Genomic DNA, 23,927 nt, shown 5'->3' with positions numbered 1-23,927 from the left:
GCCGTGAGCCGGCTCGTCCGCTTCGTCCTGGCCGGCGGCGTTGGTTTCGTCGCCGATGCCGCGGCGCTCTGGCTGCTCTTGGCGGTGACGCCGCTCGGTCCCTTCGTCGCCCGTGTCCTGTCGATCGGCTTTGCGCTGTGCGTCACCTGGCAGATCAACCGGCACCTGACCTTTTCGCCGTCGAGCCGCGGCGTCGCGCAGGAGGGCGCGCGCTATGGCGGCGTCGGCATCGCCACCAGCATCGTCAACTATCTCGTCTACTGCGCCATCCTGTTTGCGCTGCCGGCGCTGCCGCCGCTGGCGGCACTTGCCGTCGCCTCGCTGGTCGCCATGGCGCTGTCGTTCCTCGGTTACTCCCGGCTGGTCTTCGACCGTTAAAGGTCTGGGCCAAGCAAGCGCGATTGGCAGAAGCCGCCAAGTTCCGTATATCGGCGACTTGCCTTGCCGCAATTCCGGACGGAAAACCGCTACGCACTTTTCCTGGACTTGCTCGACCCGCTGGAGACCAAAAGATGACCCTGAAGATCGCCGTCCAGATGGACCATGTCTCCACCGTCTCGATCGCCGGCGACACGTCGTTTGCGCTGTCGCTGGAGGCGCAGCGGCGCGGGCACCAATTGTTCCACTATACGCCGGACCGGCTGTCGATGCTGGGCGGCAAGGTGTTTGCCCGCATCGAGGAGATGAAGCTCCGCGACGAAAAGGGCAATCATTTTTCGCTGGGCGACAAGGTGCGCACCGACCTGTCGGAGATGGATGTGATCCTGCTGCGCCAGGATCCGCCCTTCGACATGAACTACATCACCACGACGCATATTCTGGAGCGCATCCACCCGAAGACACTGGTCGTCAACGACCCGGCCTGGGTGCGCAACAGTCCGGAAAAGATCTTCGTCACCGAATTCCCCGATCTGATGCCCGAAACGCTGATCACCAAGGATCCCCAGGAGGTCGCCGCCTTCCGCAAGGAGTTCGGCGACATCATCGTCAAGCCGCTCTATGGCAATGGCGGCGCCGGCATCTTCCATCTCAAGGAAGACGATCGCAACCTCGCCTCACTGCTCGAAATGTTCGCCCAGCTGTCACGCGAGCCGTATATCGTCCAGCGCTATCTGAAGGATGTGCGCAAGGGCGACAAGCGCATCATCCTGATCGACGGCGAGGCGGTCGGCGCCATCAACCGCGTGCCGGCCGACCACGATTCTCGCTCCAACATGCATGTCGGCGGCCGCGCCGAAAAGACCGAGCTGACGGAGCGCGAACGCGAGATTTGCGCCCGCATCGGCCCGTCGCTGAAAGAGCGCGGCTTCATCCTGGTCGGCATCGACGTGATCGGCGACTACATGACCGAGATCAACGTGACCTCGCCAACCGGCGTGCGCGAAGTGCAACGCTTTGGTGGCGCGGATATCGCCAGCCTGTTCTGGGACGAGGTGGAGGAAATGCGGCGCAATTCGGCCGCGTAGTGTGCGTTGCTACGGAGGACTTTGGTGGGTCCAGAGAAGCATCGAAGGATGCTCTTTATCGGGTAAGACTGCCGAGCAAGCGGCTCATCAAATCAAACTATGTCCCGGAAGCGCCGAGGCCTCAGTTTCGGAGGAAGGAGACCGATAAGTCTGGTCTGCAATTTTCGCTGTGGTGTTGCCCAGTCTTTCAGCAGAAAACCCGCATCGGAGTTCTTTTCCAGCAATGCAAAAGCTGCAGACAGTCCGATCAGGTCGACCAAGGTCCTGCGCATTGAGTGGCGGGAGATTAAATGCTCCAGTCCCGGCGCCACTTCGCACCAACGATTGGCCAGTGCCCGCCGTATCGCTATTTCAGTATCAGGCGACATCCTGCCGAGGCCAACTCCGGTACCCAGGATGCGCCCGTCCGCCCAGCCATTGCCGCCGTGAAGCCGATAACTGCCAAGAGCCCGCCCAATCCTCACGGTTCCGCCGATCATATGGGCGGCACGAGCCATATAACCATCGGCACATATCTTTATTTCGTCCGGATCGGATGGACGCATGATTTCAAGCGGAGCTCGACGAAACATCATCCCCGATGTGGTTGACCAAAACCAACCCACGGTACCCCGATCAATAAATAATAATGTCGGGTCAGCTTCGGTGTCGACATGCAGGTAGCCGCTCATTTTCGGCATCGATCGCGGGTCGTTCAGGTGGAATACGGGATGACCGCCCGCAAGCAGGTTGCCGGCCGTATCTATCACCACCTCATCGGAGCTCGACATTGCCGCGATACGGGTTTGGCTGAGATGCGCTCTCACATGGCATTCTATGAAGTCAGGATGCCAAGCATCGTCACCGTCAAGAAAGGAGATCAGGGGCCCGGCTGTCGCGTCAAGCCCGGTCATCATTGCTGTCAACTGCCCGCCATTTTGCAGTCGGGGCAGAAAGCGGAAACGACTGTCGCCAAGCTGGGACAGACACTCTTCAATCCTTCGGCGGGAACCGTCGGTCGAAAAATCATCGACCACCACGCATTCGAACGCAGTGTATGTCTGCGCCGCTACGGATCGGATCGCAGTGTCGATGAATGCCTCTTGATTGAAACAGCCTACGCAAACGGATACGGTTGGTAGCGCGATGTGAGAACCAGCTCCGCTTGGGACGATGTTTTCTTTCAAGAGGCGCTTCTCCGTACACCAGATTTGATCGCCTGAGATATTCCGTCGATCAAATGGCGGTGTTTCTTTGCCAAATTTCTCTCTATCGAAGCGAGTTTTTCTCCGCACTCAAGATCGCAATTGCCGCATGTTGACCCTACAGCACGGGTATCGCCCTCCTACCAAATTCGAGATTGTCAGAGCCATGCTGCGTCATGGCCACAACCTCAGAAAAGGGCACCCTTCCGCGAAGTCGCAACCTGCTCTTCAGGCCAGTTTGCTGTCGGACGATCCGTTCATATCCTATTCGGGAATGTCCGGTACGCCGCTCGGATTAGCAAGTCATATGCCTTTCCGTCCACGCAGCCACCGCGCCTGGTTTCTCATCTCGCCAACCTGGTCCGTCGAAAACAGTGCTAGCGTCAAAACCATCCGGACCTATGCCGTTCTGCATAGACTCAAGAACCCCCGTCACTCGCTAATCTTCCTATCCAACACTCAGGCAGAGGCTGATCTGTTGAACCAGTCCGGCGAGGCCGCCGTCCTGCACAACAAGACGTCAACAACCTCCGAACACATATTCAGGCCTCTCGATGACGTCCCTGTAGAATTTGATGCAATCTACAATGCGCAGCTGGCTCCGTGGAAGCGCCATGACTTGTCGCTTGGCATCCAGCGTTGCGCATTTGTCTTCTATCGAGATTCAAGCGGATCCTCCACGACGGAGTCGGAAAGAGCGCGAATAAATCGGCATAGGGAGCTCGCGCCGCATCACGTCTTTATCAACGAGTTTGACGGCACCGGCAAGCCTGTCCGATTGGCACCGGCTCAGGTGAACACGCATCTAAATCGTGCAGCCGTGGGAATCTGTCTCTCTCACCTGGAAGGACCAATATTCGCCAGCACGGAATATCTTCTCGCGGGCCTTCCAGTGGTCACGACGCCGAACCATGGCGGCCGAGACCTTTATCTGGATGACGACTATTCGCTCACAGTTCCACCCGATCCTCGATCCATCGCGGAGGCTGTCTTAGCGCTGAAGGAGCGACGAATTCCCCGGGATTACATTCGTTCGCAAACTTTGAAACGAATCGAACGAGACCGCGGGCGGTTCATAGACCTTGTAAACGAGATTTTTCTGGAGAGCGGCTCTTCGCGCCGGATCGCCCTGCCTTGGCCTTTCAGATATCCTGTCATGGAGTGGCTTCCACCGCAGGTCGCGATCGATCGATCGCTTTCAGGTTCGGTCGATGCCTTCATCACCGCTTAGAAGCAACACCCTCAGATCGCCGAAGGGCCTAGTCGCCCTTGTTAAACGCGGTCGAGGAGGCGGAGCAGCCGTTCCATTTTGCTTGACCATCTTCCTTTTTTGCAACCGGCACAGCGCGCTGCAGCCACCACGAATGCATGTTCCTGTAATGTTCTTGCCTTGGCCTGAAATCTATGGTTGTCTTGTCCTGACGTCGCTCGCGGTCTGAACCACAAGGCCGAGGCGAGCCGATATCCGGGGGCAGAGCAAGATGGTGGCGCGGGTTCGCACGGTTGCTTTCCAGGGCATCGAGGCCGTACCGGTCGATGTCCAGGTGATGATCGCGCCGGGCAAGGTCGGCATGCAGATCGTCGGGCTGGCCGACAAGGCGGTGGCCGAAAGCCGCGAGCGCGTGCAGGCGGCACTGCATGCGTCGGGGCTGTCGATGCCGTCGAAGAAGGTGACGGTCAACCTGGCGCCTGCCGATCTTCCTAAGGAAGGGAGCCATTACGACCTGCCGATCGCGCTCGGCCTGATGGCTGCACTCGGCGCCATTCCGGGCGACATGCTGGCCTCCTATGTCGTGCTCGGAGAATTGTCGCTCGACGGCACCATTGCCACGGTCGCCGGCGCGCTGCCGGCGGCGATCGGCGCCAATGCCGAGGGAAAGGGCCTGATCTGCCCGTTCGGCTGCGGGCCGGAAGCGGCCTGGGCGGGCAAGGATTTCGACATATTGGCGCCGCGCAGCCTGATTGCCATCGCCAATCATTTTCGCGGCACGCAGGTGCTGTCGCGGCCCGAGCCCGGCATCCATGTCTCGGCCCGCGACCTGCCCGACCTTTCAGACATCAAGGGCCAGGAAAGCGCCAAGCGGGCGCTGGAAGTGGCGGCGGCCGGCGGCCACAATCTGTTGATGGTCGGGCCTCCCGGCTCGGGAAAATCGATGCTGGCGCAGAGGCTGCCTTCAATTCTGCCGCCACTGGCGCCCAAGGAACTTCTTGAAGTCTCGATGATCGCCTCGGTGGCCGGCGAGCTCGGCGAAGGCAAGCTCACCGACCGGCGGCCGTTCCGCGCCCCGCACCATTCGGCTTCGATGGCGGCAATGGTCGGCGGCGGCATCAGGGCGCGGCCGGGCGAAGTATCGCTTGCCCATAACGGCGTGCTGTTCCTCGACGAGTTTCCCGAATTCACGCCGCAGACCTTGGATGCGCTGCGCCAGCCACTGGAGACCGGCGACTGCATGATCGCGCGCGCCAACCACCGCGTCACCTATCCAGCGCGCATCCAGCTGGTGGCGGCGATGAACCCGTGCCGTTGCGGCATGGCCGGCGAGCCCGGCTATCGCTGCCTGCGCGGTGAGCGCTGCCGCACCGACTACCAGGCGCGCATTTCCGGCCCGCTGCTCGACCGCATCGATCTCAGGATCGAGGTGCCTGCGGTTTCGGCCGCCGATCTGATCCGGCCGGATCGGGCGGAGAAAAGTGCCGCCGTTGCGCAGCGCGTCGCGCGCGCCCGCACCATCCAGCGCGAACGGTTCGAGCGGCTCGGCGTGACCAGCGCGACCACCAACGCGCATTGCTCGCCTTCTGTTATCGAGGACATCGCGATGCCGGATGCCGCCGGCCTGTCTCTGTTGAAGGACGCCAGCGAAAAGCTCGGCTTTTCCGCGCGCGCCTATCATCGGGTGCTGAAAGTGGCGCGCACGCTGGCCGATCTCGAAGCGAGAGAAACCGTCGGCCGCATTCACCTGGCCGAGGCGATTTCCTACCGCATGATGTCGGAGCGGGTGGCGCAGGCGGCGTAACGCTCCTCCTTGAGGGGAAGGTGGCCCCGAAGCGGCAGGGTGGGGGTCGCCGAAGAATGGTCGATCTTTTTGGAGCCGAGCCGAGAAAGGGCCTCTGCAATGACATTGCTTGTAGTGTCGTCCGAAGGGAGTCGCCGCACTTCACGCAGGACCCCACCCGGCCCTTCGGGCCACCCTCCCCTCAAGGGGGAGGGAAATGCAGGCGCTAATTCGCCCGCTCTTTCGCCTTCAGCTCCAGCCGCCGTGCGTGCAGCACCGGTTCCGTATAGCCATTCGGCTGTTCGCGGCCTCTAAACACCAGGTCGCAGGCGGCGTGGAAGGCGATGGAATTGTCGAAATCGGTGGCCATCGGGCGGTAGAGCGGGTCGCCGACATTTTGGAGGTCGACGATCGCTGCCATGCGCCGCAGCGAATCCATCACCTGGATCTGCGAGCACACCTTGTGGTGCAGCCAGTTGGCGATGTGCTGCGAGGAGATGCGCAGCGTGGCGCGGTCTTCCATCAGGCCGACATCGTTGATGTCGGGCACTTTCGAGCAGCCGACGCCCTGGTCGATCCAGCGCACGACATAGCCAAGAATACCTTGCGCATTGTTGTCGAGTTCGCGCTGGATCTCGTCGGGGGTCCAGTTCGGCCGCACCGCCACCGGCACCGACAATATATCATCGAGCTTCGCCTTCGGCCGGCTCTTGAGCGCCGCCTGGACGGCATGGACATCGACCTTGTGATAGTGCGTGGCGTGCAACGTCGCCGCCGTCGGCGACGGCACCCAGGCGGTGCTGGCGCCGGCCTTGGGATGCGCGATCTTCTGTTCCAGCATCGCCGCCATCAGATCGGGCATCGCCCACATGCCCTTGCCGATCTGGGCATGACCGGCGAGCCCGCATTCGAGCCCGATATCGACATTCCACGCCTCATAGGCGGAGATCCAGGCGGCCTGCTTCATGTCGCCCTTGCGGATCATCGGCCCGGCTTCCATCGAGGTGTGGATCTCGTCGCCGGTGCGGTCGAGGAAGCCGGTGTTGATGAACACGACGCGTTCCTTGGCGGCGCGGATCGCCTCCTTGAGGTTGACGGTGGTGCGCCGCTCCTCGTCCATGATGCCCATCTTGATGGTGTTTGCCGCCATACCGAGCAGCGCTTCGACGCGGTCGAAAATCTCGACTGCGAAGGCGACTTCCTCCGGCCCATGCATCTTCGGCTTCACCACATACATCGAGCCCGCGCGGGAATTCATCCGACGCCCGTTGGCGCCGACATCGTGCAGCGCGATCAGCGCCGTCATCGCCGCATCCAAGATGCCTTCCGGCACCTCGTTGCCATCGCGGTCGAGGATGGCCGGATTGGTCATGAGGTGACCGACGTCTCGCACCAGCATCAGCGAGCGGCCAGGCAAGCTCAGCGCGCCACCACTGGGCGCGGTCCAGGCGCGGTCCGGATTGAGCTTGCGCGTGAAGGTTTTGCCGCCCTTGCTGATTTCCTCCGCCAGATCGCCCTTCATCAGGCCGAGCCAGTTGCGGTAGACGATGACCTTGTCCTCGGCATCCACCGCCGCGACCGAATCCTCGCAGTCCTGAATGGTGGTCAGCGCCGATTCCAGGATCACGTCGGCAATGCCGGCCGGGTCGGTGCGGCCGATCTGGTTGGTGCGGTCGATGAGGATCTCGATGTGCAGGCCGTTCTGGACCAGCAGGATGGCTTCCGGGTTGGCGCCGTCGCCGCGGTAGCCGGCAAATTGTTTCGGGTTGGCCAGTGTGGTGCCGCCGGCGCCGGCGCCGAGCCGCAAGGTGCCACCCGAAACCGTCAGCCCGTTCACGCCGGCCCATTTGCCCGAGGTGAGCGGCACGGACTCGTCCAGAAAACTCTTCGCCCAGGCAACCACCTTGGCGCCGCGCACGGGGTTGAAGCTTTTTCCCTTCTCGGCGCCACCGGTCTCGGCAATGGCGTCGGTGCCGTAGAGCGCATCGTAGAGCGAGCCCCAGCGGGCATTGGCGGCGTTGATCGCATAACGCGCATTCATCACCGGCACCACCAGCTGCGGCCCGGCAACGGTGGCGATCTCGGGGTCGACATTGTCGGTCGACACGGAAAAGGCCGGCCCTTCGGGCACGAGATAGCCGATCTCACGCAAGAAGCTTTTGTAGGTCTCCATATCGATGGGCGCGCCATTGGCGCGGTGCCAGGCGTCGATCTGTTCCTGCATGGCGTCGCGTTTGGCCAACAGCGCCCGGTTCTTCGGCGCGAGATCATGGACGATGGACGAAAAGCCGTTCCAGAAGGCGTCGGCGGCAATACCGGTACCCGGCAGCGCTTCGCCGACAAAGTCATGCAGTTCGCGGGCAATCCGCAATCCGGCGATCTCGACGCGATCGGTCATCAGGGCTTCTCCAGATGAAAGGCTTTGCGGCCTTTGGCATGTCAGGGGTGAAGGGTCAATTCAGCTTAGGGTGAAGGCGGGGATTTTGAAGCTGCTGATCTCCCCCCAAGGGGACCCCAAGGGGGGAGATTACCTAAACCGCAATCCTCGGCCGACCCGATGCAACCGCCACCACATGCGCTTCGATAAACATCCGTTGGGCCTCAACGGTAGACACCTTGAACTCGGTCGAAACGTCGATCTCGGCATTATCCGTGCCGGCATCCTTCGCCCGCTCGGCTACGATCGCCCGCACATCAGCCTCCGCTGCCGCGATCGCCTTGGCCTCGTCCGTGAAGTCGCGCACCGTTTGCCCCGACGCGACCCGGAACAAACCTTCCTTGGGCTGGCTGACGCGGGCTTCGGCCGAGACGCGGACCTGGCCGACGACGGCGCCGAGCGCGTTGGCGACGTCGGTATCCTCCGGCACCACGCACTCATTACCGACCAGCTCGGCCAAGCCGGCATAGTGCAGCGGCGCCGAGGCGCCGAGGCCAATGACCGGACGATCGAGCGCGACGCTGAGCCTTGCGATGCCGGGATGGGAATCGACGGCGCGCTGCACCAGCGCATGCGCGACGGTGGCGGCGCCATCCAGCCCGTCTTCGGCAAAGGCGGTCTCCAGAATGTATTCGGCCGACCAGCGCGTCAGCGTCAGCAGCACCCGTTCGGAAATCACCTCCGGAGACGGCGCGATGTACTGGCCTCGCCCATCACGCTTGCGGGCAAACAGTTCGGCGCCGAGCCGGGCCGCAAGCGGGTCCCAGTTGGCCTGCTTGCCGAGCACATGGGCGGCGTCCGAGGGGGTGAAGCCCGAGATATGCACAAGACCGCGCGAGACCAGCCGGTTCAGCGTGGCGTTCTGGGCGTTCGAGGTGAGCAGCCTGTCGATGGCGAGCGGCACCGCACCAATCAGTTCATACAGTTTCGCCTCGGGCGCGGTCAGGCCGGCGGCGAGCCTGTCCGGCACGCCGGTGCGCAACGCAAAGCGGCCGTCCATGCGGCCGGGGTTGGGCGCCCTGAGCTGGCGCTCGAGCTCCGATGTCACGGAAACACCATGCATCATGCCGGCCAGCGCCAGCGGCACCAGGCGGCGCGGCCCGAGCAGGATTTTCGGGTTGAGCGCGCCATCTTCCAGTGCCACCTCGGAATCGCCGCCGAGGCCGAAAGTGCGCATGGCGACCGCCTCGACCATGGTGCGGAAGCCGCCGACAGTGGCGCCTTCGGGATCGAGCCGAGGACGGCCGCCGTCGAGCACGGCGACATCGGTGGTGGTGCCGCCAATGTCGGACACCATGGCGTTGTCCAGGCCCGTCATGTGGCGGGCGCCGACCAGGCTGGCGGCCGGGCCGGACAGGATGGTCTCGATCGGCCGCTGGCGGGCAAACGCCGCCGAAACCAGCGCGCCATCGCCGCGCACCACCATCAGGGGGGCTACGATGTTGCGGGCCTCCAAAAATCCTTCGGTTGCCGCCACCAGCCGGTCGATCATCGAGATCAGCCTGGCGTTGAGCAAGGTGGTGAGCGCGCGACGCGGACCGCCGAGCTTGGCCGACAATTCATGGCTGGCGGTCACCGGCAGGCCGGTCTTTTCGCGGATGAGGTCGCGCGCGGCGAGTTCATGCGCCGGGTTGCGGGTGGCGAAATAGGCGCACACGGCAAAGCCCGACACCGAGGCGCCGAGTTCAGGGAGTGCTGCTTCCAGCCCCGACAGATCGAGCTTGGCCGCATTGCCGTGCACGTCATGGCCGCCCGGACAAAACACCACCGGATCGGTGCCGAGCGCCGTCTTCAGCCCGTCGCGCGCAAGGTCGGCCCCGGTAAAGCCGATCATGATGAGCGCCACACGCCCACCCTGGCCCTCGACCAGCGCATTGGTGGCGAGCGTCGTCGACATCGACACGAGTTTGATCGCGGCCGGATCGGTGGCCGATTTTCCCAGCACCGCATCGACCGCGCCGGAAATGCCGACGGCAAGATCGTGCCGCGTGGTCAGCGCCTTGGCCTTGGCCAGCACCTTGCCTTTTGGCCCGCCTTGTTCCGACCACAGCACGGCATCGGTATAGGTGCCACCGGTGTCGATACCGAGAAACAGGGGTTTTGGCTTGGCGGTCATGTCTGGCGGTCCGGGATTCTGCTCCCCCGCCCTTAGCCGATACGGCCCGGCTGATAAAGGCGGGAGAGGTGGGCCAGTTTGACCCTCGTCGCCGCTCATGCCCGCCAAACTTTGTAACGGTCACATTTTTTCATTGGTGCGTGGCCTGCCTTTGCGTGCACCATGCGCCGATCTCATCCCTTTCAGGACTTCGCCATGACCACGCTCCCCGGCATCGCCGACATCCATGCCGCCGCCGCGCGCCTCTCCGGCCTGATCGCCGAAACGACCTTGATCGAATCGCTGGAACTCAACAAACGCTTCGGCGGCCGCATCCTGTTCAAGCCGGAGACGCTGCAGCGCACCGGCTCGTTCAAGTTCCGCGGCGCCTACAACAAACTGTCTTCGCTGAGCGAAGAAGAGCGCAGCCGCGGCGTCGTCGCCTTCTCCTCAGGCAACCATGCTCAGGGCGTCGCCGCGGCGGCTGCCATGTTCGGCGTCAAGGCGGTCATTGCCATGCCGGCCGACGCGCCGGCGATGAAGATCGCCAATGTCCGCAAGATGGGCGCCGAAGTGGTGCCGTTCGACCGCTTTCGCGACGACCGCATGACGGTGGTGCGACCCTACATGGACAAGGGCATGGTGCTGGTGCCTCCTTTCGACGATCCGGCCATCATCGCCGGCCAGGGCACGATCGGTCTCGAACTGACGCGCCAGGCAAAAGCGCTCGGCGTCAGCCTCGATGCGGTCGTCATTCCCTGTGGCGGCGGCGGCCTGACGAGCGGCATTTCGATCGCCGTCAAGGATGCCTCGCCGGCCACAGCAGTCTGGGCCGTTGAGCCCGAGCATTTCGACGACACCCGCCGCTCGCTGATCGAAGGAAAAAGGGTTTCCAACGAGCCCGGCCACAGTTCGATCTGCGATGCCATCCTCACCGCAGAGCCCGGTGCCATCACCTTCGAGATCAACCGCAAGAACCTCGCCGGCGCCATCGCCGTCTCCGACAAGGCGGCCGCACAGGCGGTGCGCGACGCCATGGCCCATCTCAAGCTGGTGGTCGAACCCGGCGGCTGCGTGGCGCTGGCGGCGCTCTCGTCAGGCGAGATCGAACTGTCGGGCAAATGCGTCGCCGTCGTGCTGTCAGGCGGCAATGTCGATTTCACCACCTATGCCGAGATCATGGCCGCGGCCTGAGAACCGGTATGGCAGACGCTGAGATAAGGGCGGCTCTCGATCGCCATTGGGCTGCCTCCGATGCCAATGATCTCGAGACGGAGCATCAGATCTATCGCGAGGACGCGGTGCTCGATTATCCGCAATCAGGCGAGCGCATCAGCGGACGGCACAACATCCAGTCGTCGCGCGCCACGCAGCCCAACCGGAAGCGCTTTGCCGTGCGGCGGATCACCGGGTCAGGCGACCTCTGGATCACCGAATATGTCCTGACCTATGACGGGATTCCGTCCTATACGGTGAGCATCATGGAGTTCGTCGATGGCAAGGTGGTTCGCGAGACCCAGTATTTCGGCGATCCGTTCGAGCCGGGGCAGTCGCGCGCGCAATGGGTCGAACGGATACCTTGAAACACGGCGGCGGTAGCATGACCGGCCACCATCCGCTCGATCGTGCCGAACTGCCTGATGATACGGCCGATCTCGCCCGCTATCTCATCGGCAAGCTCGTGGTGCGGGAGCTGCCGGAAGGCATCGTCAGCGGCCGTATCGTCGAGACCGAGGCTTATGTCACCGGCGACGCCGCCGGGCACGGCTATCGCGGCATGACGCCGCGCAACCGTTCGCTGTTCCTCGGGCCCGGACACGCCTACGTCTACCTCGCCTATGGGGTCTCCTGGATGCTCAATGTCTCGGGCGAGGGGCCGGGCACCGGCACCGGCGTGCTGATCCGGGCGCTGGAGCCGCTCGAAGGCATCGCCATCATGCGGCTGAACCGGGGCGTGGAGCGCCTGCGCGACCTGGCGCGCGGGCCGGGGCGGCTCGCCCAGGCATTGCGGATCGACCGTTCGCTGGACGGCCTCGATCTGTGCCGCCAAGGCCCGCTATGGCTGGCAGCCGACGAGCATCAGGCCAGCGACATCGGCCAAGGCATCCGCATCGGCATCACGAAGGATGCGGACCGCCCGCTGCGGTTCTATGTCAGGGGCAGCCCGTTCGTCAGCGGTCCGCGATCGCTCAATTTCTGAACGCTCAGTCGAGCGTGCGCCTGAACCGCACCAATGCGACGCCGGCAAACAAGGCCACGAACCCGACCAGCCAGGCGATCTCGCCCGCAACCGCCGGCAGTTCGGCGCCCTTCAGCATCACCGCGCGGGTGATGCGCAGAAAATGCGTCAGCGGGAAAATCTCGCCGAAGGTCTGCGCCCAGCCCGGCATGCCGCGATAGGGGAACATGAAGCCGGACAGCAGGATCGACGGCAGGAAGAAGAAGAAGGTCAGCTGCAGCGCCTGCATCTGCGTGCGGGCGATGGTCGAGATGGTGTAGCCAAGCAGCACCAGCGCCAGCACGAACACCAGCACGGCGGTAAGCAGCAGCGACATCGAGCCGGTGAAAGGAATGGCGAACAGAAGCTTCGACGCCGCCAGCACCACCACCACCTGGACGCCACCGACCACAAGATAGGGCAGCACCTTGCCCAGCATGATCTCGAACGGGCTGGACGGCATGGCGAGCAGGTTTTCCATCGTGCCGCGCTCGGTCTCGCGGGTCAGCGCGATCGAGGTCATCATCACCAGGGTCATCTGCAGGATGACGCCGAGCAGGCCGGGCACGATGTTGTATTGCGAGATGCCTTCCGGATTGTAGCGCTGGTGCACCACCACATCGAGCTGGCCCCTGGCGGCCTCACTCGCCGCCTCCTGCATGCCTTGCGCCCGAAGCAGCGCCTGGCTGGCCACTTTGCTTAGCGTCGAGATGGCGCCGCTGGCGGCGGCCGGGTCGGTGGCGTCGGCCTCGATGAGTATCTGCGGATTGTCGCCGCGCTCCACCCGGCGGCCGAAATCGGCCGGGATGGTGACGACGAAGGCGACATCGCCGCGCGCCATCAGGAATTCGGCAGCCTCGGCACTTTGCGCGACATGGTCGAAGCGGTAGTAGCCGGTGGTCTGCAGAGCCGCGACAATGGCGCGGGTGTAGGGGTCGTTGCTGGTCGCCACCAGTGCGGCAGGCAGGCTTTTGGGATCGTTGTTGATGGCGTAGCCGAACAGCACCAGCTGCAAAAGCGGCACGCCTAGCATCATGGCGAAGGTGATGCGGTCGCGCCGCATCTGGATGAATTCCTTGATCAGCAGCGCACCGAGCCTGGCGAAGGAGAAGACGCTGTTCATGCCATATTGTCCTTCGAGCCGGACATGAACTGGATGAAGACGTCCTCGAGGCTGGTCTCGCCGGGTTTTACGCTGACGCCCTTGTGCTCCTTCTCGACATCGGCGAGCGCCTTTTCGAGCTTTGCCTTGTCGGAGCCGACGACATGCAGCGTCGCGCCGAACGGCGCCACCTGGTCGACGCCGGGCCGGTCCCTGAGTGCATCGGCGACCTGGTCGAGGCGCGGTCCCTGCAGCACGAAGGTGGTCAGACCGGCATTCGTCACCACCTCGTCCACCGTGCCGGTGGCCAGCATCTTGCCGTAGGAGATGTAGCTGATGCGGTGGCAGCGCTCGGCCTCGTCCATGTAGTGGGTGGACACCAGCACGGTCAGACCGCCGCTCGCCAGCCGGTGGATCTCGTCCCAGAATTCGCGCCGCGCCTTCGGATCGACGCCGGCGGTCGGCTCGTCGAGCAGCAGCAGCTTCGGCTTGTGCATGATGCAGGCGGCCAGTGCCAGCCGCTGCTTCCAGCCGCCCGACAGCGTGCCGGCGAGCTGGTTGCGGCGGCTCGTCAGACCAAGCTCTTCCAGCGTTTTCGACACATGCTCCTCGACCGGCTTCAGCCGGTAGAGCCGCGCCACGAATTCGAGATTCTCGCCGATCGTCAAATCCTCGTAGAACGAGAATTTCTGCGTCATGTAGCCGACTTCGCGCTTGATGCGGAGCGACTCGGTGCGGATGTTGAAACCCAGCACCGTACCTTCGCCCTCGTCGGGCGTCAGCAGGCCGCACATGATGCGGATGGTCGTCGTCTTGCCGGACCCGTTGGGCCCGAGAAAGCCGACGATCTCGCCCTCGGCCACCGTCATCGTCACATGGTCGACGACGGTCTTGTCGCCGAAACGCTTGACCAGGCCATGAACGTCGATGGCGTTCATTTTGAGGCCGCCAGCTCGACATCGACGATCTGTCCCGGCTGCAGCGCTTGCGCCTTGCCCTCAGGCCGCGCCTCGACGAGGTAGACCAGCTTCTGCCGGTTCTCGAGCGAGTAGATCACCGGCGGGGTGAATTCCGGGTCGGGCGAGACATAGCTGACGCGCGCCTTCACCTCCGGCCCGCAGCCGTCGCAATGGACGACAAGCAGCGTGCCGACCTTGATCGACGAGAACGCACTTTCCGGGACATAGACGCTGAGCTTCACCGCACCGTCCGGCAACATCGAAATGACAGGCGCGGTCGGACCAGCGGTGTCGCCGGGATTGCGGATGACGTCATTGATGCGGCCGGGCGAGGGTGCCGCCAGCACGCGCTTCGATAGCCGCCACTCAGCCTGTTCCAACGCCGACTGTGCCTGTTTGACCTGATTGTCTGCCGCCTTGATCGTTTCGGGACGCGCAGGCAGACCGCCGACCGCGAGGTTGGCCTGCGCCTGGCCGACCTGCGCATTGGCGGTCTCCAGCGTCGCGGCGGCGGTGTCGTAGTCGGCCTGCGTGCCGGCACCGCGCTTGAACAGGTCGGCGGCGCGGTCGTATTTGCGCTTGGCATCCGTGGCCTGGGCCTTGGCCATGTCGACCTCGGCCTTCAGCACCGCGATCTCCTCCGGCCGCTTGCCGATCTGCAGGTCGGCAAGCTGCGCCTGCGCCTGGGCGAGCGCGGCCTTTGCCTGGGCGACGGCGATTTTTGCGTCGGCGCTTTCGAGAGTCACCACCGGCGTGCCTGATACAACACGGTCGCCGCGCTTGACCGCGACGGTCTCGATCTGCGCCACTTCGATCGGCGCCAGCAAGACATAGTCGCCCTCGACATAGCCGACGGCAAGCGGCGCTGCCGGCGCGCAGGCGCCGAACAGCTGGGCTGCGAGCGGCAGGGAACAGAGAAAACTCATCGCTTGCCCTCCTTGCGGGCGACCGGATTTCGGGCCGCCAGTATGGCGCCAAGATTGCTTGTGACCGCCGCCACCACCTTGGCGGCTTCGGTGTTGCCGATCTCGCGCCAGCCCATACGACGCATCACTGCTTCGCGGCCGATGCGGAAATAGATGACCTGGCCGATCAGCGTGAAGACCACGAGCTTGGTGGCCTCGCTTTCGGCCGGCTCGCCCGTCGCCTGTTCCCAGATCTGGCAGAGGCGGCGGTGCGTCGGTTCGAACACCCCGTCATAGATGCGGTCGAGGGCGGCCGTCGGATGCGTCAATTCCCTAAGTACAAATTGTACGATATCGCCAGCTTCCGGTCTGGCTACGATAAACGCCACCATCGCTTCCAGCGCGGCGAACAATTGTGCCCTCGCCGCCTCCGGGCCGGCTTGACCCGGCAATTGCGTGCCGCCGAGCGCCTGGCCGGCAACCGACTGGATGGTTTCGACGATGTGGTCGGCGGCGGCCCCGCGCAACCCTTCCTTGCCGCCGAAATGATAGGCGATCGAGCCGATGTTGGCCTTGGCCTCGGCGGCGATCTCACGCGTCGACGTGCCGTCGAACCCTTGCCGTCCGAACAGCTTGAGCGCCGAAAGCACGAGTGCGGCGCGCGTCTGCTCTGCGGGGGATGTCTCCTGGCGGGGCGTTTTATCGGCTACGGTTTTGATCATGCTGGGCACTTTAATCAATCGATTGATTAAAGTCAAATTGATTATCCGCGGCGGCTTGCCATGTCGGGCCGCAGACGCTTTAGTGCGCGGCCATGGGCAAGGAAGTCGAACGCAAGTTCCTGGTCTCCAGCGCCGAATGGCTGGAAATGGCCGAGGCGAATATACGCATTCGCCAGTTCTATCTTGCCGCAGCACCTGGCCGCACCGTGCGCGTGCGCATCAGCGACGGCAGTTCGGCGAAGCTGACGCTTAAATTCGGCAGCAAGATCCGCGAGCGCGACGAATACGAATATGAAATTCCTCTGACTGATGCCGAGGAGATGCTGGCCTTCGCCATCGGACATGTCATCGAGAAGACACGCCACCATGTTAGGCATCGCGGCTATCTCTACGAAGTCGATGTTTTCGGCGGGATCCTAGCCGGCCTTGTGGTGGCCGAACTGGAGACGCCGGAGGATGTACCTGACGAAATGCTGCCCGATTGGCTCGGCCGCGAAGTGACCGGCGAGCAGAGATTTTACAACGCGTCGCTCGCCCTAGAGCCGGATGATTTTAGGTCGGGTCGACCTAAAATCGGAATCCGGCTCTAAATCAAAAGAGATGGAGCATGATGTCGTCCGAAAACCGCTTCACACTTTTCGGCATCATGCTCTAGGGGGATTCCGGAGATCGCCGCATGAGCTTTCGCATCGATCCGCGCCTGCCGCTGACCGGCGAGGTCAGGCGTATCCTTGGCGAGGAGATCGGCAAGGCGCTTGCCCATCTGGCCGTCGCGCGCGACCAGCCGGAGCAGGCATTGCACAAATGCCGCAAGCGGCTGAAGAGCGCGCGCGCCTTGCTGCGGCTGGTCCGTTCCGGAAATGAAACATTCTGTCGGACTGAGAACCAATGCTACCGTCAGGTGGCGGCGCTGCTTGCCGGGCCGCGCGAGGCGACCGCGCTGGTCGAGACCGTCGACCGGCTGGCAGCCGCCTTTCCCGAGCAGGTTGCCGGCGGCGGCCTCGACAGCGTGCGCGACCGGCTGATTGCCCGCCAGCATGAAATGCATGCCGGCGCCGGCCTCGACGCCGCCATAGGCGCGGCCACCGCCGCCTGCGAGGAAGGCCTCATCAGGATAGAGCGGCTGCTGCTCCCCGATCTGCCTGAGCATGCAGCCGATGTGCTTGCGGAAGGCGCTTGCAAGACCTTGCGCCGGGCCAGGAAGGCGCTGGACAAGGCCGGATCCCACGGAGGAGCCGAGGATTTCCACGATCTGCGCAAGGCTGCCAAGACCCACTCGATGCATCTGTCGCTGCTCGGCCGGCTATGGCCGACGCCGATCAAGGTGCGGCGCAAGGCGGTCGACGAACTGGGTGAAAAGCTCGGCGAACTGCACGATGTCTTCGTCATGCGCGCCCTGCTCGAAGCCGACGGCGAGCCGCTCGGCGATGCGCAGGACACCAAGCTCCTGGGCAAGCTTTTGAAGCGCTCGGAAAAAAGCCTGAAGAAGAGCTGCCTCGCCGGAGCGGCCGAGCTGTTCGGCGACAGCCCCAAGCGCTTGACGAAGAAACTCGCGCGCAATGCGCGCGACGACCTCGCCGGCCCGGCATTGTCGAAAGAGGTCCCGGTCGGTTGATCATGGCCGAGGACGTCACCTCGTGCTAGTCACACTTTGCCATGACCGCGCCGCGCGACACGCTTCTCGACCGACTTGGCCGCTGGCTTGCCGGCCGGCTGCAGGACGAATCCTCCGGCTATGAGCCCTACACGCCGTCCGACGCCGAGACGTTGCGGCGCACGCTCGAGCCCGGCGACATCCTGCTCATCGAAGGCAACCAGAAGATCTCGGCGGCGATCAAATACCTGACCCAGTCGACCTGGTCGCATGCGGCCTTCTATATCGGCGATGCCTTGTCCGAGCCGGAGGACGGATCGGAACGGCGTCGGCTGATCGAAGTCACGCTCGGCGAAGGCTGTGTCGCCGTGCCGCTGTCGCGCTACCGCACCTACAACACCCGTATCTGCCGGGCGAGCGGGCTGACCCCGGAAGACCGCGACCATGTCGTCGCCTTCATGATCGGCAAGCTCGGCCTGAAATACGATCTCAAGAACATTTTCGACATGCTGCGCTTTTTCCTGCCGACGCCGCCGGTGCCGGTGCGCTGGCGCCGCCGCATGCTGGCTTTCGGCTCCGGCGACCCGACGCGCGCCATCTGCTCGACCCTGATCGCCGAAGCCTATGGCGAGATCCGCTATCCGATCCTGCCCGAGATCACCCGCGCGCCCGGGCGCGCCTCGGCGCAGTCGAACTATTCGCGCCGCGAAATCCTGCACATCCGCCACCACTCGCTTTACACGCCGCGCGACTTCGACCTGTCGCCCTTCTTCCGCATCGTGAAACCGACGCTGGAATTTGGTTTCGACTACCGGGCGGTGACCTGGGAAGATAGGGCCGCTGAGGCGAAGGCCGCCGAATAGCAACCATTCAAACCGGCGCCGGTGGCGAGTGGCGCCCTATGAGATCATTCGAGACAGTGTCGATGATCTCAGCGGAAAGCGTCGGATCGGGCACGACGCGGGAGAGGATCACCGATCCGACCATTTCCGCTAGGAATGCGATCGCGGCACTCCGCTTCGCGGCCGGGTCGCTTCCCGGCAGGAGTGAAATGATCAACGCGACATAATTGCTGACGATGCTTCCGAAGAACGATCGAAGCGCTGGATCGTCGTGCCGGGCGGCATCGGCCGCCAGTGCGGTGAGGCTGCATCCGTGCCCCGGATTGTCGCGATGATGGTCCGAGATGTAGTGGCGCACGAGCGTCTCAAACGGAGTATCGGTCGAAGCGAGCCGGGCGGATAGATCGGCGCTCATGTCACTGAAGGCCCGCTGCATGGCCTGAACGATGAGGTCGTCCTTCGACTTGAATTGTCGGTAGAAGCCTCCGTGGGTAAGCCCGGCCGCGCTCATCAGATCGGCAATGCCGATCCCGTCGATCCCTTGTTCGCGGAAGAGCTTTGCGGCGGTATCGATGACCCGCTCTCGATTTAACTCGACCATCTCCTTGCTCACCTTCACGACCGCATCCTCTCCTATTGATGATGATCGACATATAAGACGTGGCGGAGGCGCTTGACAATGATTATGGCGGTCATTATCACCTAATGATTACGATCATAATCATTAGGCAGGAAAGTTGAGATGACACAAGTTCAGTCGCGCGCCGAGAAGATCGCGCTGATCACCGGCGCTTCGGGTGGCATCGGGCATGCGGCCGGACTTGCGCTCATCCGGGCGGGGTATCGCGTGTTCGGCACCAGCCGCCGAGCTGCGCCCAACGAAGTGCGTCAGGGCATTCACATGGTCCCTTGCGACGTCACCGATGATGGGTCCGTCAGAGACGCCATCAAGCAAGTTGTCGCCCTCGCCGGCCGGATCGACGTACTGGTAAACAATGCGGGCCGCAGCCTGATCGGCGGCGCCGAGGAATCATCGGTCGCTCAAGCCCAAAGCCTGTTCGACATAAATGTCTTCGGCATCGTTCGCATGACCAATGAAGTGCTGCCCATCATGCGCAGACAGGGCGAGGGCCGGATCATCAACATCAGTTCGGTGTCCGGTTTCCTGCCGGGGCCATTCACCGCCCTCTACACCGCCACCAAACACGCAGTCGAAGGATATTCCGAGTCGCTCGATCACGAACTTCGAACGTTCGGCATCAGGGTTTCCCTTGTCGAGCCCGCCTTCACCCGCACCGGACTGGAAGAGAACGCCGAACAGCCTGACCGGATTTCCGGCGTCTACGAACAGGGGCGCTCAGCCATGAATTCGACCTGGCGCAACAGAATCGCGAGCGGCGATCCGGTGGAAGCCGTGGCCGACAAAGTGGTACAGGCAGCCACCGAAAAGACGCCGAGCATGCGCTATACGCCTGGCAAAACGGCAGGCCGTCTTCGCTTCATGCGGCGCTTCGTGCCCGAAAACATGTTCGACAAGAGCTTCCGCAAGCAGATGGGCGTGGCCGATTGATCTAAAATCACGGCATCGCCAGGCCAGTCCGGCAGGCGAGCCTCCTTTCGCCGAGGAGCGACGAATGAAGTCCTATTTGTGCAAATATATTCCGCCGCGTTCCGACTTTCTGGCAACGATGACCACCGATGAGGAAGAGTGGATGAAGCAGCACGGAGCATTCCTGGATGACCTGCTTGAAAAGAGGCTTATCGTCGCGCACGGCCCCGTGATGGGCCCGGCTGGCGGTTATGGGGTGTCGCTCTATCGGATTGCCGATGATCTGGACATAGAGGCGATCACCTCGGAGGACCCGATCGTGAAGAATGGCGCCGGGCACTACGAACACCATCCGATGCTGCATTTGAAAACGCACGGCTAACCATTTCGACCAAACCGCATCGATGCGGCAGCGAAAGTCGCTCTCGAACGGGCCAGCTTTGCGCACGCTGGCGGGCGCGATCCTGTCGAGGTTTCTGGCGTCCATCCTGCCGAGGTGCAGGCGTCTCACATGGCGGCCTGCATCACGCCGAAACCGCAATAGCGCCCTGGTTTTCGGCTCTGTGTTCGACCCAGACATGGACCGGTTCGTCCCGGCCGCGGATGCTAACCGGTCCATGATCGCGCGCATTCAGCTGTGTCCCGAGCGATTCCGCCTTCGCGGCCTCAATCAGTCGTGACCCAAAGCAAATATTCGCCTGAAGCTCCCGGCAGAGCGCCTGCAAACGGCTGGCGACGTTGACGGTGTCGCCCACCACCGCGAAGGACAGGTTGCGCTCGCTGCCGACCGCGCCGAGGACGACGGCGCCATATTGTGCACCGATCCGAACGTCCAGCGGCGGATATCCTCTGGACACACGCTGGACATTCCAGTCTTCGATAGCGGCGATCATCGCTTCAGCGCACCGGATGGCCCGGGTTGCGTCGTCATGGCTGGCTTGCGGAACCCCGAAGGTCGCCATGATGCAATCGCCGATATAGTTGTCGACGGTGCCATGGTGGTCGAAAACGACCTGCTCCATGCGACGGTGGAACTGACGCAGTAGTTCGAACACTGCTTCGGCCGGATGATCCTCGGAATAGTGTGTGAAGCCGACGATGTCGGCGAACAGCACCGCGATATCCTGCCGGCGGACCGGGCCGAAGGGCTCGTCATCCGTGGCGAGCTGGTCGACGACATTGGGCGAAAAATGCCGGGCGAGATTGGCGCGGGCGCGCTCCGCCTTGACATAGTCTTCCGACAGATGTCGGGAACGAGAGACGACCAGCGCCATGATCGCGCCGATAATCAGCACAACCAACACATTGGTCGCCTGCGCGAACGTATCGACGAAATTGGGGTTGAGATAGAGATTCAGTCGCTCTGTCATCGGCAGCGAATAGAGGTTCGTTGCCGGAATGACGGTTCCCGCATGAAAAACCACCCATCCCACCCCGATCGTCCACGTCAAGGCCGCGAGCGCGCCGAGATAGAGCGCCAATCGTGTCGAAAGGGTCAGCGCGCCAAGGCATACGAAAATCAGCAGGAATTTGAAGCTGCCCTCGCGCAGTTGCATCGCGGCCGGCGCGACCTCGAGGGAAAACGGGTTGGGCGTTACCAGCAGAACGGTCAACAGAATGATGTCCAGCGTACCGACGAGGTAACCGATCCACCATGGCGCGTTGCGACGGCGCGCAAAGCGAAACTGGATCAGGCCGACGAGTTGGAACAGCGCGAGGCCCGCCAGCACGAAGAGCAGCGAGGCATCCCAGCGGCTGATCAAGGAAAAGAAGCAGGAGATCACGGCGAGCGATGCCGTGCGCGCCCAGAACTGCAATGCAGCACCCTGGCGTTCTGCGCGCTCCCGCAAATTTTTCAGGCGCGAATAGCGGCGAAGTTCAAGTGTTGGCGCGGTCGGCATAGGATCACTTCGATTTTGCGGGGACGGTCACGCATTCGGCAAACCCGCCCCGTACAGTCTGGCAAATCAGCGCGCGAACTCTATCATGAATGTGGCTTCATTTTTGAAGCACCTCCGGACTGGAGCGCGACAAGCTCAGCCGCCAGATGCAATCCTGCTCGGATGATGGCCCAGTCAGGCCGGCAACGGGCGGCGTCCCTTTGCCGGAGCGGTGGGCCGGTCGGACGCACCGGCATCCCTGGGGTGCGGGCCGATCGGCATGATCGCCGGAAACGGGGTTGCGCCAAAAGCAAACGTCCATTTGTAGCCGGTCAGCCCGTCTTCCGGCGTCGTGTGCTGGTCGTGATGGGCGAGCAGTTTGGCGCGCTCGGCCAGTTCCTCCGCCTCGCGCTTCACCATCTCCGCCGTCTCCGGCCGCATCCGCCTGGAGAAAGAGACGAAGGTCGCTTCCCGCTCCAGATGGGTGATCGCCCAGCCGATGAAATTCTTGTTTGTCATCTCGAATAGCGGCCTGAGCGGCCCTTCGAAATTCCACTGGATCGGTGTGTCGACCAGCAGCCGTGCCGACAGCCCGCTGCCCAATGCGATCAGGCCGATCGCTTCGAGATCGCGCAGATAAAGGAACATCGAGGCTTCGCTCAAGCCTTGCGAGCGCATGACGCCTTCGGGCGTGAACTTCTCCGACAGCATGACGAAGATGAACAGCAGCGCCGGCCGTCCCGCGAGCTTGCGCTCGATCTCCGGCGCGATGCGATTGACCGGTCCCGGCCCCCGGTTCATCGACCCCAGCACGTTTTCCAGCTCGACGCCGGCGGCAGCGCAGATCCCGATGAGACGGTCGAGCTTGCAGTTGCGCTCGTGGAAGATGCGCTTCACCGTCGGCTCGGAAATGCCCATACGCCCGGCTAGCTCACGATAGGTGACGCCCTTGGCCTTCAGCGTCCGCTTCAGCGCCTCGAAGATCAGGCCGTTCATGGAATGCACCTCTTTTCTCGCGGTTTGGTATCGCGTTTCGATACTAGCGGCAATCGCCCTTCCGGAAAAGTATCGACATCTCTAGCTCTCCGCCATCCACCACAGGAGACCTGGCCGTGAAAACCCTCATCCCCTCTATTTGTCTCGCCGCCTTCGGTATCGCGCTCGTGCCTGCGGCCGAGGCCGCCGAACTCTGGCGCGCCTCGGGCTTCGAGCAACCCGAATCGGCGCTGTTCGATGCCGCCAACAATCGCATTATCGTCTCCAACATCGTCGGCAATCCCGGGGAGGCCGACGGCAACGGCTATCTCTCGGTGCTGTCGCTGGACGGCAAGGTCGTTAGCCGGCACTGGACCGCCGGCATGGATGCACCGAAGGGCTCGGCGATCTCTGGCGGCAAGCTCTACGTCGCCGACATCACCAAGGTGCGCATCGTCGATCTCGCCAGCGGCAAGCTCATCTCGACGATCGATGTGCCCGGCGCCGTTTTCCTCAATGACGTGACATCGGACAGTTCGGGCAAGGTTTATGTCACCGACATGCTGGCCGATGCGATCTACCGCATTGACGGCGACAAGCCGGAACTGTTCGTGAAGGATGCGAAGCTCGCCGCACCCAACGGCATCTTTGCCGATCGCGATCGGCTGATCGTGGCGTCCTGGGGCAAGGGCATCAAGCCGGACTTCAGCACTGCCGCGCCCGGGGGCCTGCTGTCGGTCGATCTCGCGACGAAAGCCGTGACGCCGCTGCCTGGCGCACAAAACTTCGCCGACCTCGACGGCGTCGTCGCCATCGGCGACAGCATCTACGCCACCGCCTTCATGACCGGCACGCTCTATCGGTACAAAGTCGGCGAGGCGCCGAAGGCTGTAGAGCAGTTCAAGCCGGGCAGCGCCGATATCGGCACAGACGGCACGCGGATCTTCGTGCCGCTGATGAACGAGGGCGAGATCGCGGTGCTGAGCCTGGACTGACGGCGCACACT

General features: G+C 63.2%; 23 protein-coding genes. 13 read left to right on the top strand and 10 right to left on the bottom strand.

Features of this window, described 5'->3' with window-relative positions:
- Positions 1-3 precede the first annotated feature (3 nt).
- Positions 4-378, top strand: a complete 375-nt coding sequence (locus NKI32_RS03350) for a GtrA family protein (protein ID WP_352789073.1) — start codon at positions 4-6, stop codon at positions 376-378.
- A gap of 134 nt (positions 379-512) precedes the next feature.
- Positions 513-1,466: a glutathione synthase gene (gene gshB, locus NKI32_RS03345; protein WP_353001845.1), complete on the top strand. Its 954-nt coding sequence runs from the start codon at positions 513-515 to the stop codon at positions 1,464-1,466.
- Positions 1,467-1,558: 92 nt separating this feature from the next.
- On the opposite strand, the gene NKI32_RS03340 is transcribed toward gshB, so the two are convergent.
- Positions 1,559-2,632 (bottom strand): glycosyltransferase family 2 protein, encoded by a 1,074-nt coding sequence (locus NKI32_RS03340; RefSeq protein WP_353001843.1) that lies wholly within the window; start codon positions 2,630-2,632, stop codon positions 1,559-1,561.
- 184 nt (positions 2,633-2,816) lie between these two features.
- On the opposite strand from NKI32_RS03340, the gene NKI32_RS03335 reads away from it, so the two are divergent.
- Both NKI32_RS03335 and NKI32_RS03330 read left to right on the top strand, forming a co-directional pair.
- Positions 2,817-3,881, top strand: a complete 1,065-nt coding sequence (locus NKI32_RS03335) for a glycosyltransferase (protein ID WP_353001842.1) — start codon at positions 2,817-2,819, stop codon at positions 3,879-3,881.
- Positions 3,882-4,131: 250 nt separating this feature from the next.
- Positions 4,132-5,664 (top strand): YifB family Mg chelatase-like AAA ATPase, encoded by a 1,533-nt coding sequence (locus NKI32_RS03330; protein WP_352595211.1) that lies wholly within the window; start codon positions 4,132-4,134, stop codon positions 5,662-5,664.
- Between the two features lie 205 nt (positions 5,665-5,869).
- On the opposite strand, the gene NKI32_RS03325 is transcribed toward NKI32_RS03330, so the two are convergent.
- Both NKI32_RS03325 and NKI32_RS03320 read right to left on the bottom strand, forming a co-directional pair.
- Complete coding sequence (locus NKI32_RS03325) at positions 5,870-8,041, bottom strand: malate synthase G (RefSeq protein WP_352595214.1); 2,172 nt, start codon at positions 8,039-8,041, stop codon at positions 5,870-5,872.
- Between the two features lie 133 nt (positions 8,042-8,174).
- Complete coding sequence (locus NKI32_RS03320) at positions 8,175-10,196, bottom strand: hydantoinase/oxoprolinase N-terminal domain-containing protein (protein ID WP_352595217.1); 2,022 nt, start codon at positions 10,194-10,196, stop codon at positions 8,175-8,177.
- A 195-nt stretch (positions 10,197-10,391) separates the two neighbouring features.
- On the opposite strand from NKI32_RS03320, the gene NKI32_RS03315 reads away from it, so the two are divergent.
- From NKI32_RS03315 to NKI32_RS03305, 3 genes are read left to right on the top strand one after another with little or no spacing between them, the layout of a single operon-like run.
- Positions 10,392-11,369, top strand: coding sequence for a threonine ammonia-lyase (locus NKI32_RS03315; RefSeq protein WP_023748246.1), 978 nt, complete (start codon positions 10,392-10,394; stop codon positions 11,367-11,369).
- Positions 11,370-11,377: 8 nt separating this feature from the next.
- On the top strand, positions 11,378-11,758 hold the full coding sequence (locus tag NKI32_RS03310) for a nuclear transport factor 2 family protein (RefSeq protein WP_023681284.1): 381 nt from the start codon (positions 11,378-11,380) through the stop codon (positions 11,756-11,758).
- A 17-nt stretch (positions 11,759-11,775) separates the two neighbouring features.
- Entirely contained in the window at positions 11,776-12,375 is a 600-nt protein-coding gene (locus NKI32_RS03305; protein WP_353001839.1) for a DNA-3-methyladenine glycosylase, read from the top strand.
- Positions 12,376-12,379: 4 nt separating this feature from the next.
- On the opposite strand, the gene NKI32_RS03300 is transcribed toward NKI32_RS03305, so the two are convergent.
- Genes NKI32_RS03300 through NKI32_RS03285 form a run of 4 tightly spaced genes read right to left on the bottom strand, consistent with a single transcriptional unit; the run spans position 12,380 to position 16,081 of the window.
- Positions 12,380-13,516 (bottom strand): ABC transporter permease, encoded by a 1,137-nt coding sequence (locus tag NKI32_RS03300; protein WP_023681282.1) that lies wholly within the window; start codon positions 13,514-13,516, stop codon positions 12,380-12,382.
- Positions 13,513-14,433 (bottom strand): ABC transporter ATP-binding protein, encoded by a 921-nt coding sequence (locus NKI32_RS03295; protein ID WP_023673289.1) that lies wholly within the window; start codon positions 14,431-14,433, stop codon positions 13,513-13,515. Before NKI32_RS03295 ends, NKI32_RS03300 begins: the two co-directional genes overlap by 4 nt.
- Positions 14,430-15,380: an HlyD family secretion protein gene (locus tag NKI32_RS03290; RefSeq protein WP_353001837.1), complete on the bottom strand. Its 951-nt coding sequence runs from the start codon at positions 15,378-15,380 to the stop codon at positions 14,430-14,432. The genes NKI32_RS03295 and NKI32_RS03290 overlap by 4 nt, the downstream gene beginning before the upstream one ends.
- On the bottom strand, positions 15,377-16,081 hold the full coding sequence (locus tag NKI32_RS03285; protein WP_353001836.1) for a CerR family C-terminal domain-containing protein: 705 nt from the start codon (positions 16,079-16,081) through the stop codon (positions 15,377-15,379). Before NKI32_RS03285 ends, NKI32_RS03290 begins: the two co-directional genes overlap by 4 nt.
- Positions 16,082-16,173: 92 nt before the next feature.
- Between NKI32_RS03285 and NKI32_RS03280 the strand changes: the two genes are divergently transcribed.
- The 3 genes from NKI32_RS03280 (at position 16,174) to NKI32_RS03270 (ending at position 18,538) form a co-directional block, all read left to right on the top strand.
- Positions 16,174-16,671 carry a CYTH domain-containing protein gene (locus NKI32_RS03280; protein WP_023681278.1) on the top strand — a complete coding sequence of 166 codons (498 nt, stop codon included), beginning with the start codon at positions 16,174-16,176 and terminating at the stop codon, positions 16,669-16,671.
- 86 nt (positions 16,672-16,757) lie between these two features.
- Positions 16,758-17,696, top strand: a complete 939-nt coding sequence (locus NKI32_RS03275; RefSeq protein WP_353001835.1) for a CHAD domain-containing protein — start codon at positions 16,758-16,760, stop codon at positions 17,694-17,696.
- A 41-nt stretch (positions 17,697-17,737) separates the two neighbouring features.
- Positions 17,738-18,538, top strand: coding sequence for a C40 family peptidase (locus NKI32_RS03270; RefSeq protein ID WP_023755335.1), 801 nt, complete (start codon positions 17,738-17,740; stop codon positions 18,536-18,538).
- Between the two features lie 7 nt (positions 18,539-18,545).
- On the opposite strand, the gene NKI32_RS03265 is transcribed toward NKI32_RS03270, so the two are convergent.
- Positions 18,546-19,136, bottom strand: coding sequence for a TetR/AcrR family transcriptional regulator (locus NKI32_RS03265; protein ID WP_023732785.1), 591 nt, complete (start codon positions 19,134-19,136; stop codon positions 18,546-18,548).
- A 123-nt stretch (positions 19,137-19,259) separates the two neighbouring features.
- Here NKI32_RS03265 and NKI32_RS03260 point away from each other — a divergent pair, with 123 nt between their 5' ends.
- Together NKI32_RS03260 and NKI32_RS03255 are read left to right on the top strand one after the other, a co-directional pair.
- On the top strand, positions 19,260-20,087 hold the full coding sequence (locus NKI32_RS03260; protein ID WP_023673282.1) for an oxidoreductase: 828 nt from the start codon (positions 19,260-19,262) through the stop codon (positions 20,085-20,087).
- Between the two features lie 64 nt (positions 20,088-20,151).
- A complete protein-coding gene (locus NKI32_RS03255) occupies positions 20,152-20,448 on the top strand; it encodes a YciI family protein (protein ID WP_353001833.1) in 297 nt (98 codons plus the stop codon).
- 142 nt (positions 20,449-20,590) lie between these two features.
- Here the strand turns inward: NKI32_RS03255 and NKI32_RS03250 are convergent, their stop codons facing one another.
- The gene (locus tag NKI32_RS03250) at positions 20,591-21,967 is read right to left on the bottom strand and encodes an adenylate/guanylate cyclase domain-containing protein (protein WP_023673280.1); all 1,377 of its coding nucleotides are present in this window, start codon (positions 21,965-21,967) and stop codon (positions 20,591-20,593) included.
- 174 nt (positions 21,968-22,141) lie between these two features.
- Positions 22,142-22,942, bottom strand: coding sequence for a helix-turn-helix domain-containing protein (locus NKI32_RS03245; protein WP_023681272.1), 801 nt, complete (start codon positions 22,940-22,942; stop codon positions 22,142-22,144).
- Between the two features lie 116 nt (positions 22,943-23,058).
- Between NKI32_RS03245 and NKI32_RS03240 the strand changes: the two genes are divergently transcribed.
- Positions 23,059-23,916, top strand: a complete 858-nt coding sequence (locus NKI32_RS03240) for an NHL repeat-containing protein (RefSeq protein ID WP_023692976.1) — start codon at positions 23,059-23,061, stop codon at positions 23,914-23,916.
- Positions 23,917-23,927 lie beyond the last annotated feature (11 nt).

This window comes from Mesorhizobium sp. M0761, from assembly GCF_040320205.1.
In the GTDB taxonomy this organism is placed as follows: domain Bacteria; phylum Pseudomonadota; class Alphaproteobacteria; order Rhizobiales; family Rhizobiaceae; genus Mesorhizobium.
Note: the sequence above shows the minus strand (reverse complement) of the source record. Positions and strands in the feature narration are given on the sequence as shown.

Coding starts and splice junctions, on each gene's coding strand:
- gshB (WP_353001845.1), top strand. CDS start 513: ATGACCCTGAAGATCGCCGTCCAGATGGACCATGTCTCCACCGTCTCG.
- NKI32_RS03335 (WP_353001842.1), top strand. CDS start 2,817: ATGCTGCGTCATGGCCACAACCTCAGAAAAGGGCACCCTTCCGCGAAG.
- NKI32_RS03330 (WP_352595211.1), top strand. CDS start 4,132: ATGGTGGCGCGGGTTCGCACGGTTGCTTTCCAGGGCATCGAGGCCGTA.
- NKI32_RS03325 (WP_352595214.1), bottom strand. CDS start 8,041: ATGACCGATCGCGTCGAGATCGCCGGATTGCGGATTGCCCGCGAACTG.
- NKI32_RS03320 (WP_352595217.1), bottom strand. CDS start 10,196: ATGACCGCCAAGCCAAAACCCCTGTTTCTCGGTATCGACACCGGTGGC.
- NKI32_RS03315 (WP_023748246.1), top strand. CDS start 10,392: ATGACCACGCTCCCCGGCATCGCCGACATCCATGCCGCCGCCGCGCGC.
- NKI32_RS03310 (WP_023681284.1), top strand. CDS start 11,378: ATGGCAGACGCTGAGATAAGGGCGGCTCTCGATCGCCATTGGGCTGCC.
- NKI32_RS03305 (WP_353001839.1), top strand. CDS start 11,776: ATGACCGGCCACCATCCGCTCGATCGTGCCGAACTGCCTGATGATACG.
- NKI32_RS03300 (WP_023681282.1), bottom strand. CDS start 13,516: ATGAACAGCGTCTTCTCCTTCGCCAGGCTCGGTGCGCTGCTGATCAAG.
- NKI32_RS03295 (WP_023673289.1), bottom strand. CDS start 14,433: ATGAACGCCATCGACGTTCATGGCCTGGTCAAGCGTTTCGGCGACAAG.
- NKI32_RS03290 (WP_353001837.1), bottom strand. CDS start 15,380: ATGAGTTTTCTCTGTTCCCTGCCGCTCGCAGCCCAGCTGTTCGGCGCC.
- NKI32_RS03285 (WP_353001836.1), bottom strand. CDS start 16,081: ATGATCAAAACCGTAGCCGATAAAACGCCCCGCCAGGAGACATCCCCC.
- NKI32_RS03280 (WP_023681278.1), top strand. CDS start 16,174: ATGGGCAAGGAAGTCGAACGCAAGTTCCTGGTCTCCAGCGCCGAATGG.
- NKI32_RS03275 (WP_353001835.1), top strand. CDS start 16,758: ATGAGCTTTCGCATCGATCCGCGCCTGCCGCTGACCGGCGAGGTCAGG.
- NKI32_RS03270 (WP_023755335.1), top strand. CDS start 17,738: ATGACCGCGCCGCGCGACACGCTTCTCGACCGACTTGGCCGCTGGCTT.
- NKI32_RS03260 (WP_023673282.1), top strand. CDS start 19,260: ATGACACAAGTTCAGTCGCGCGCCGAGAAGATCGCGCTGATCACCGGC.
- NKI32_RS03255 (WP_353001833.1), top strand. CDS start 20,152: ATGAAGTCCTATTTGTGCAAATATATTCCGCCGCGTTCCGACTTTCTG.
- NKI32_RS03250 (WP_023673280.1), bottom strand. CDS start 21,967: ATGCCGACCGCGCCAACACTTGAACTTCGCCGCTATTCGCGCCTGAAA.
- NKI32_RS03245 (WP_023681272.1), bottom strand. CDS start 22,942: ATGAACGGCCTGATCTTCGAGGCGCTGAAGCGGACGCTGAAGGCCAAG.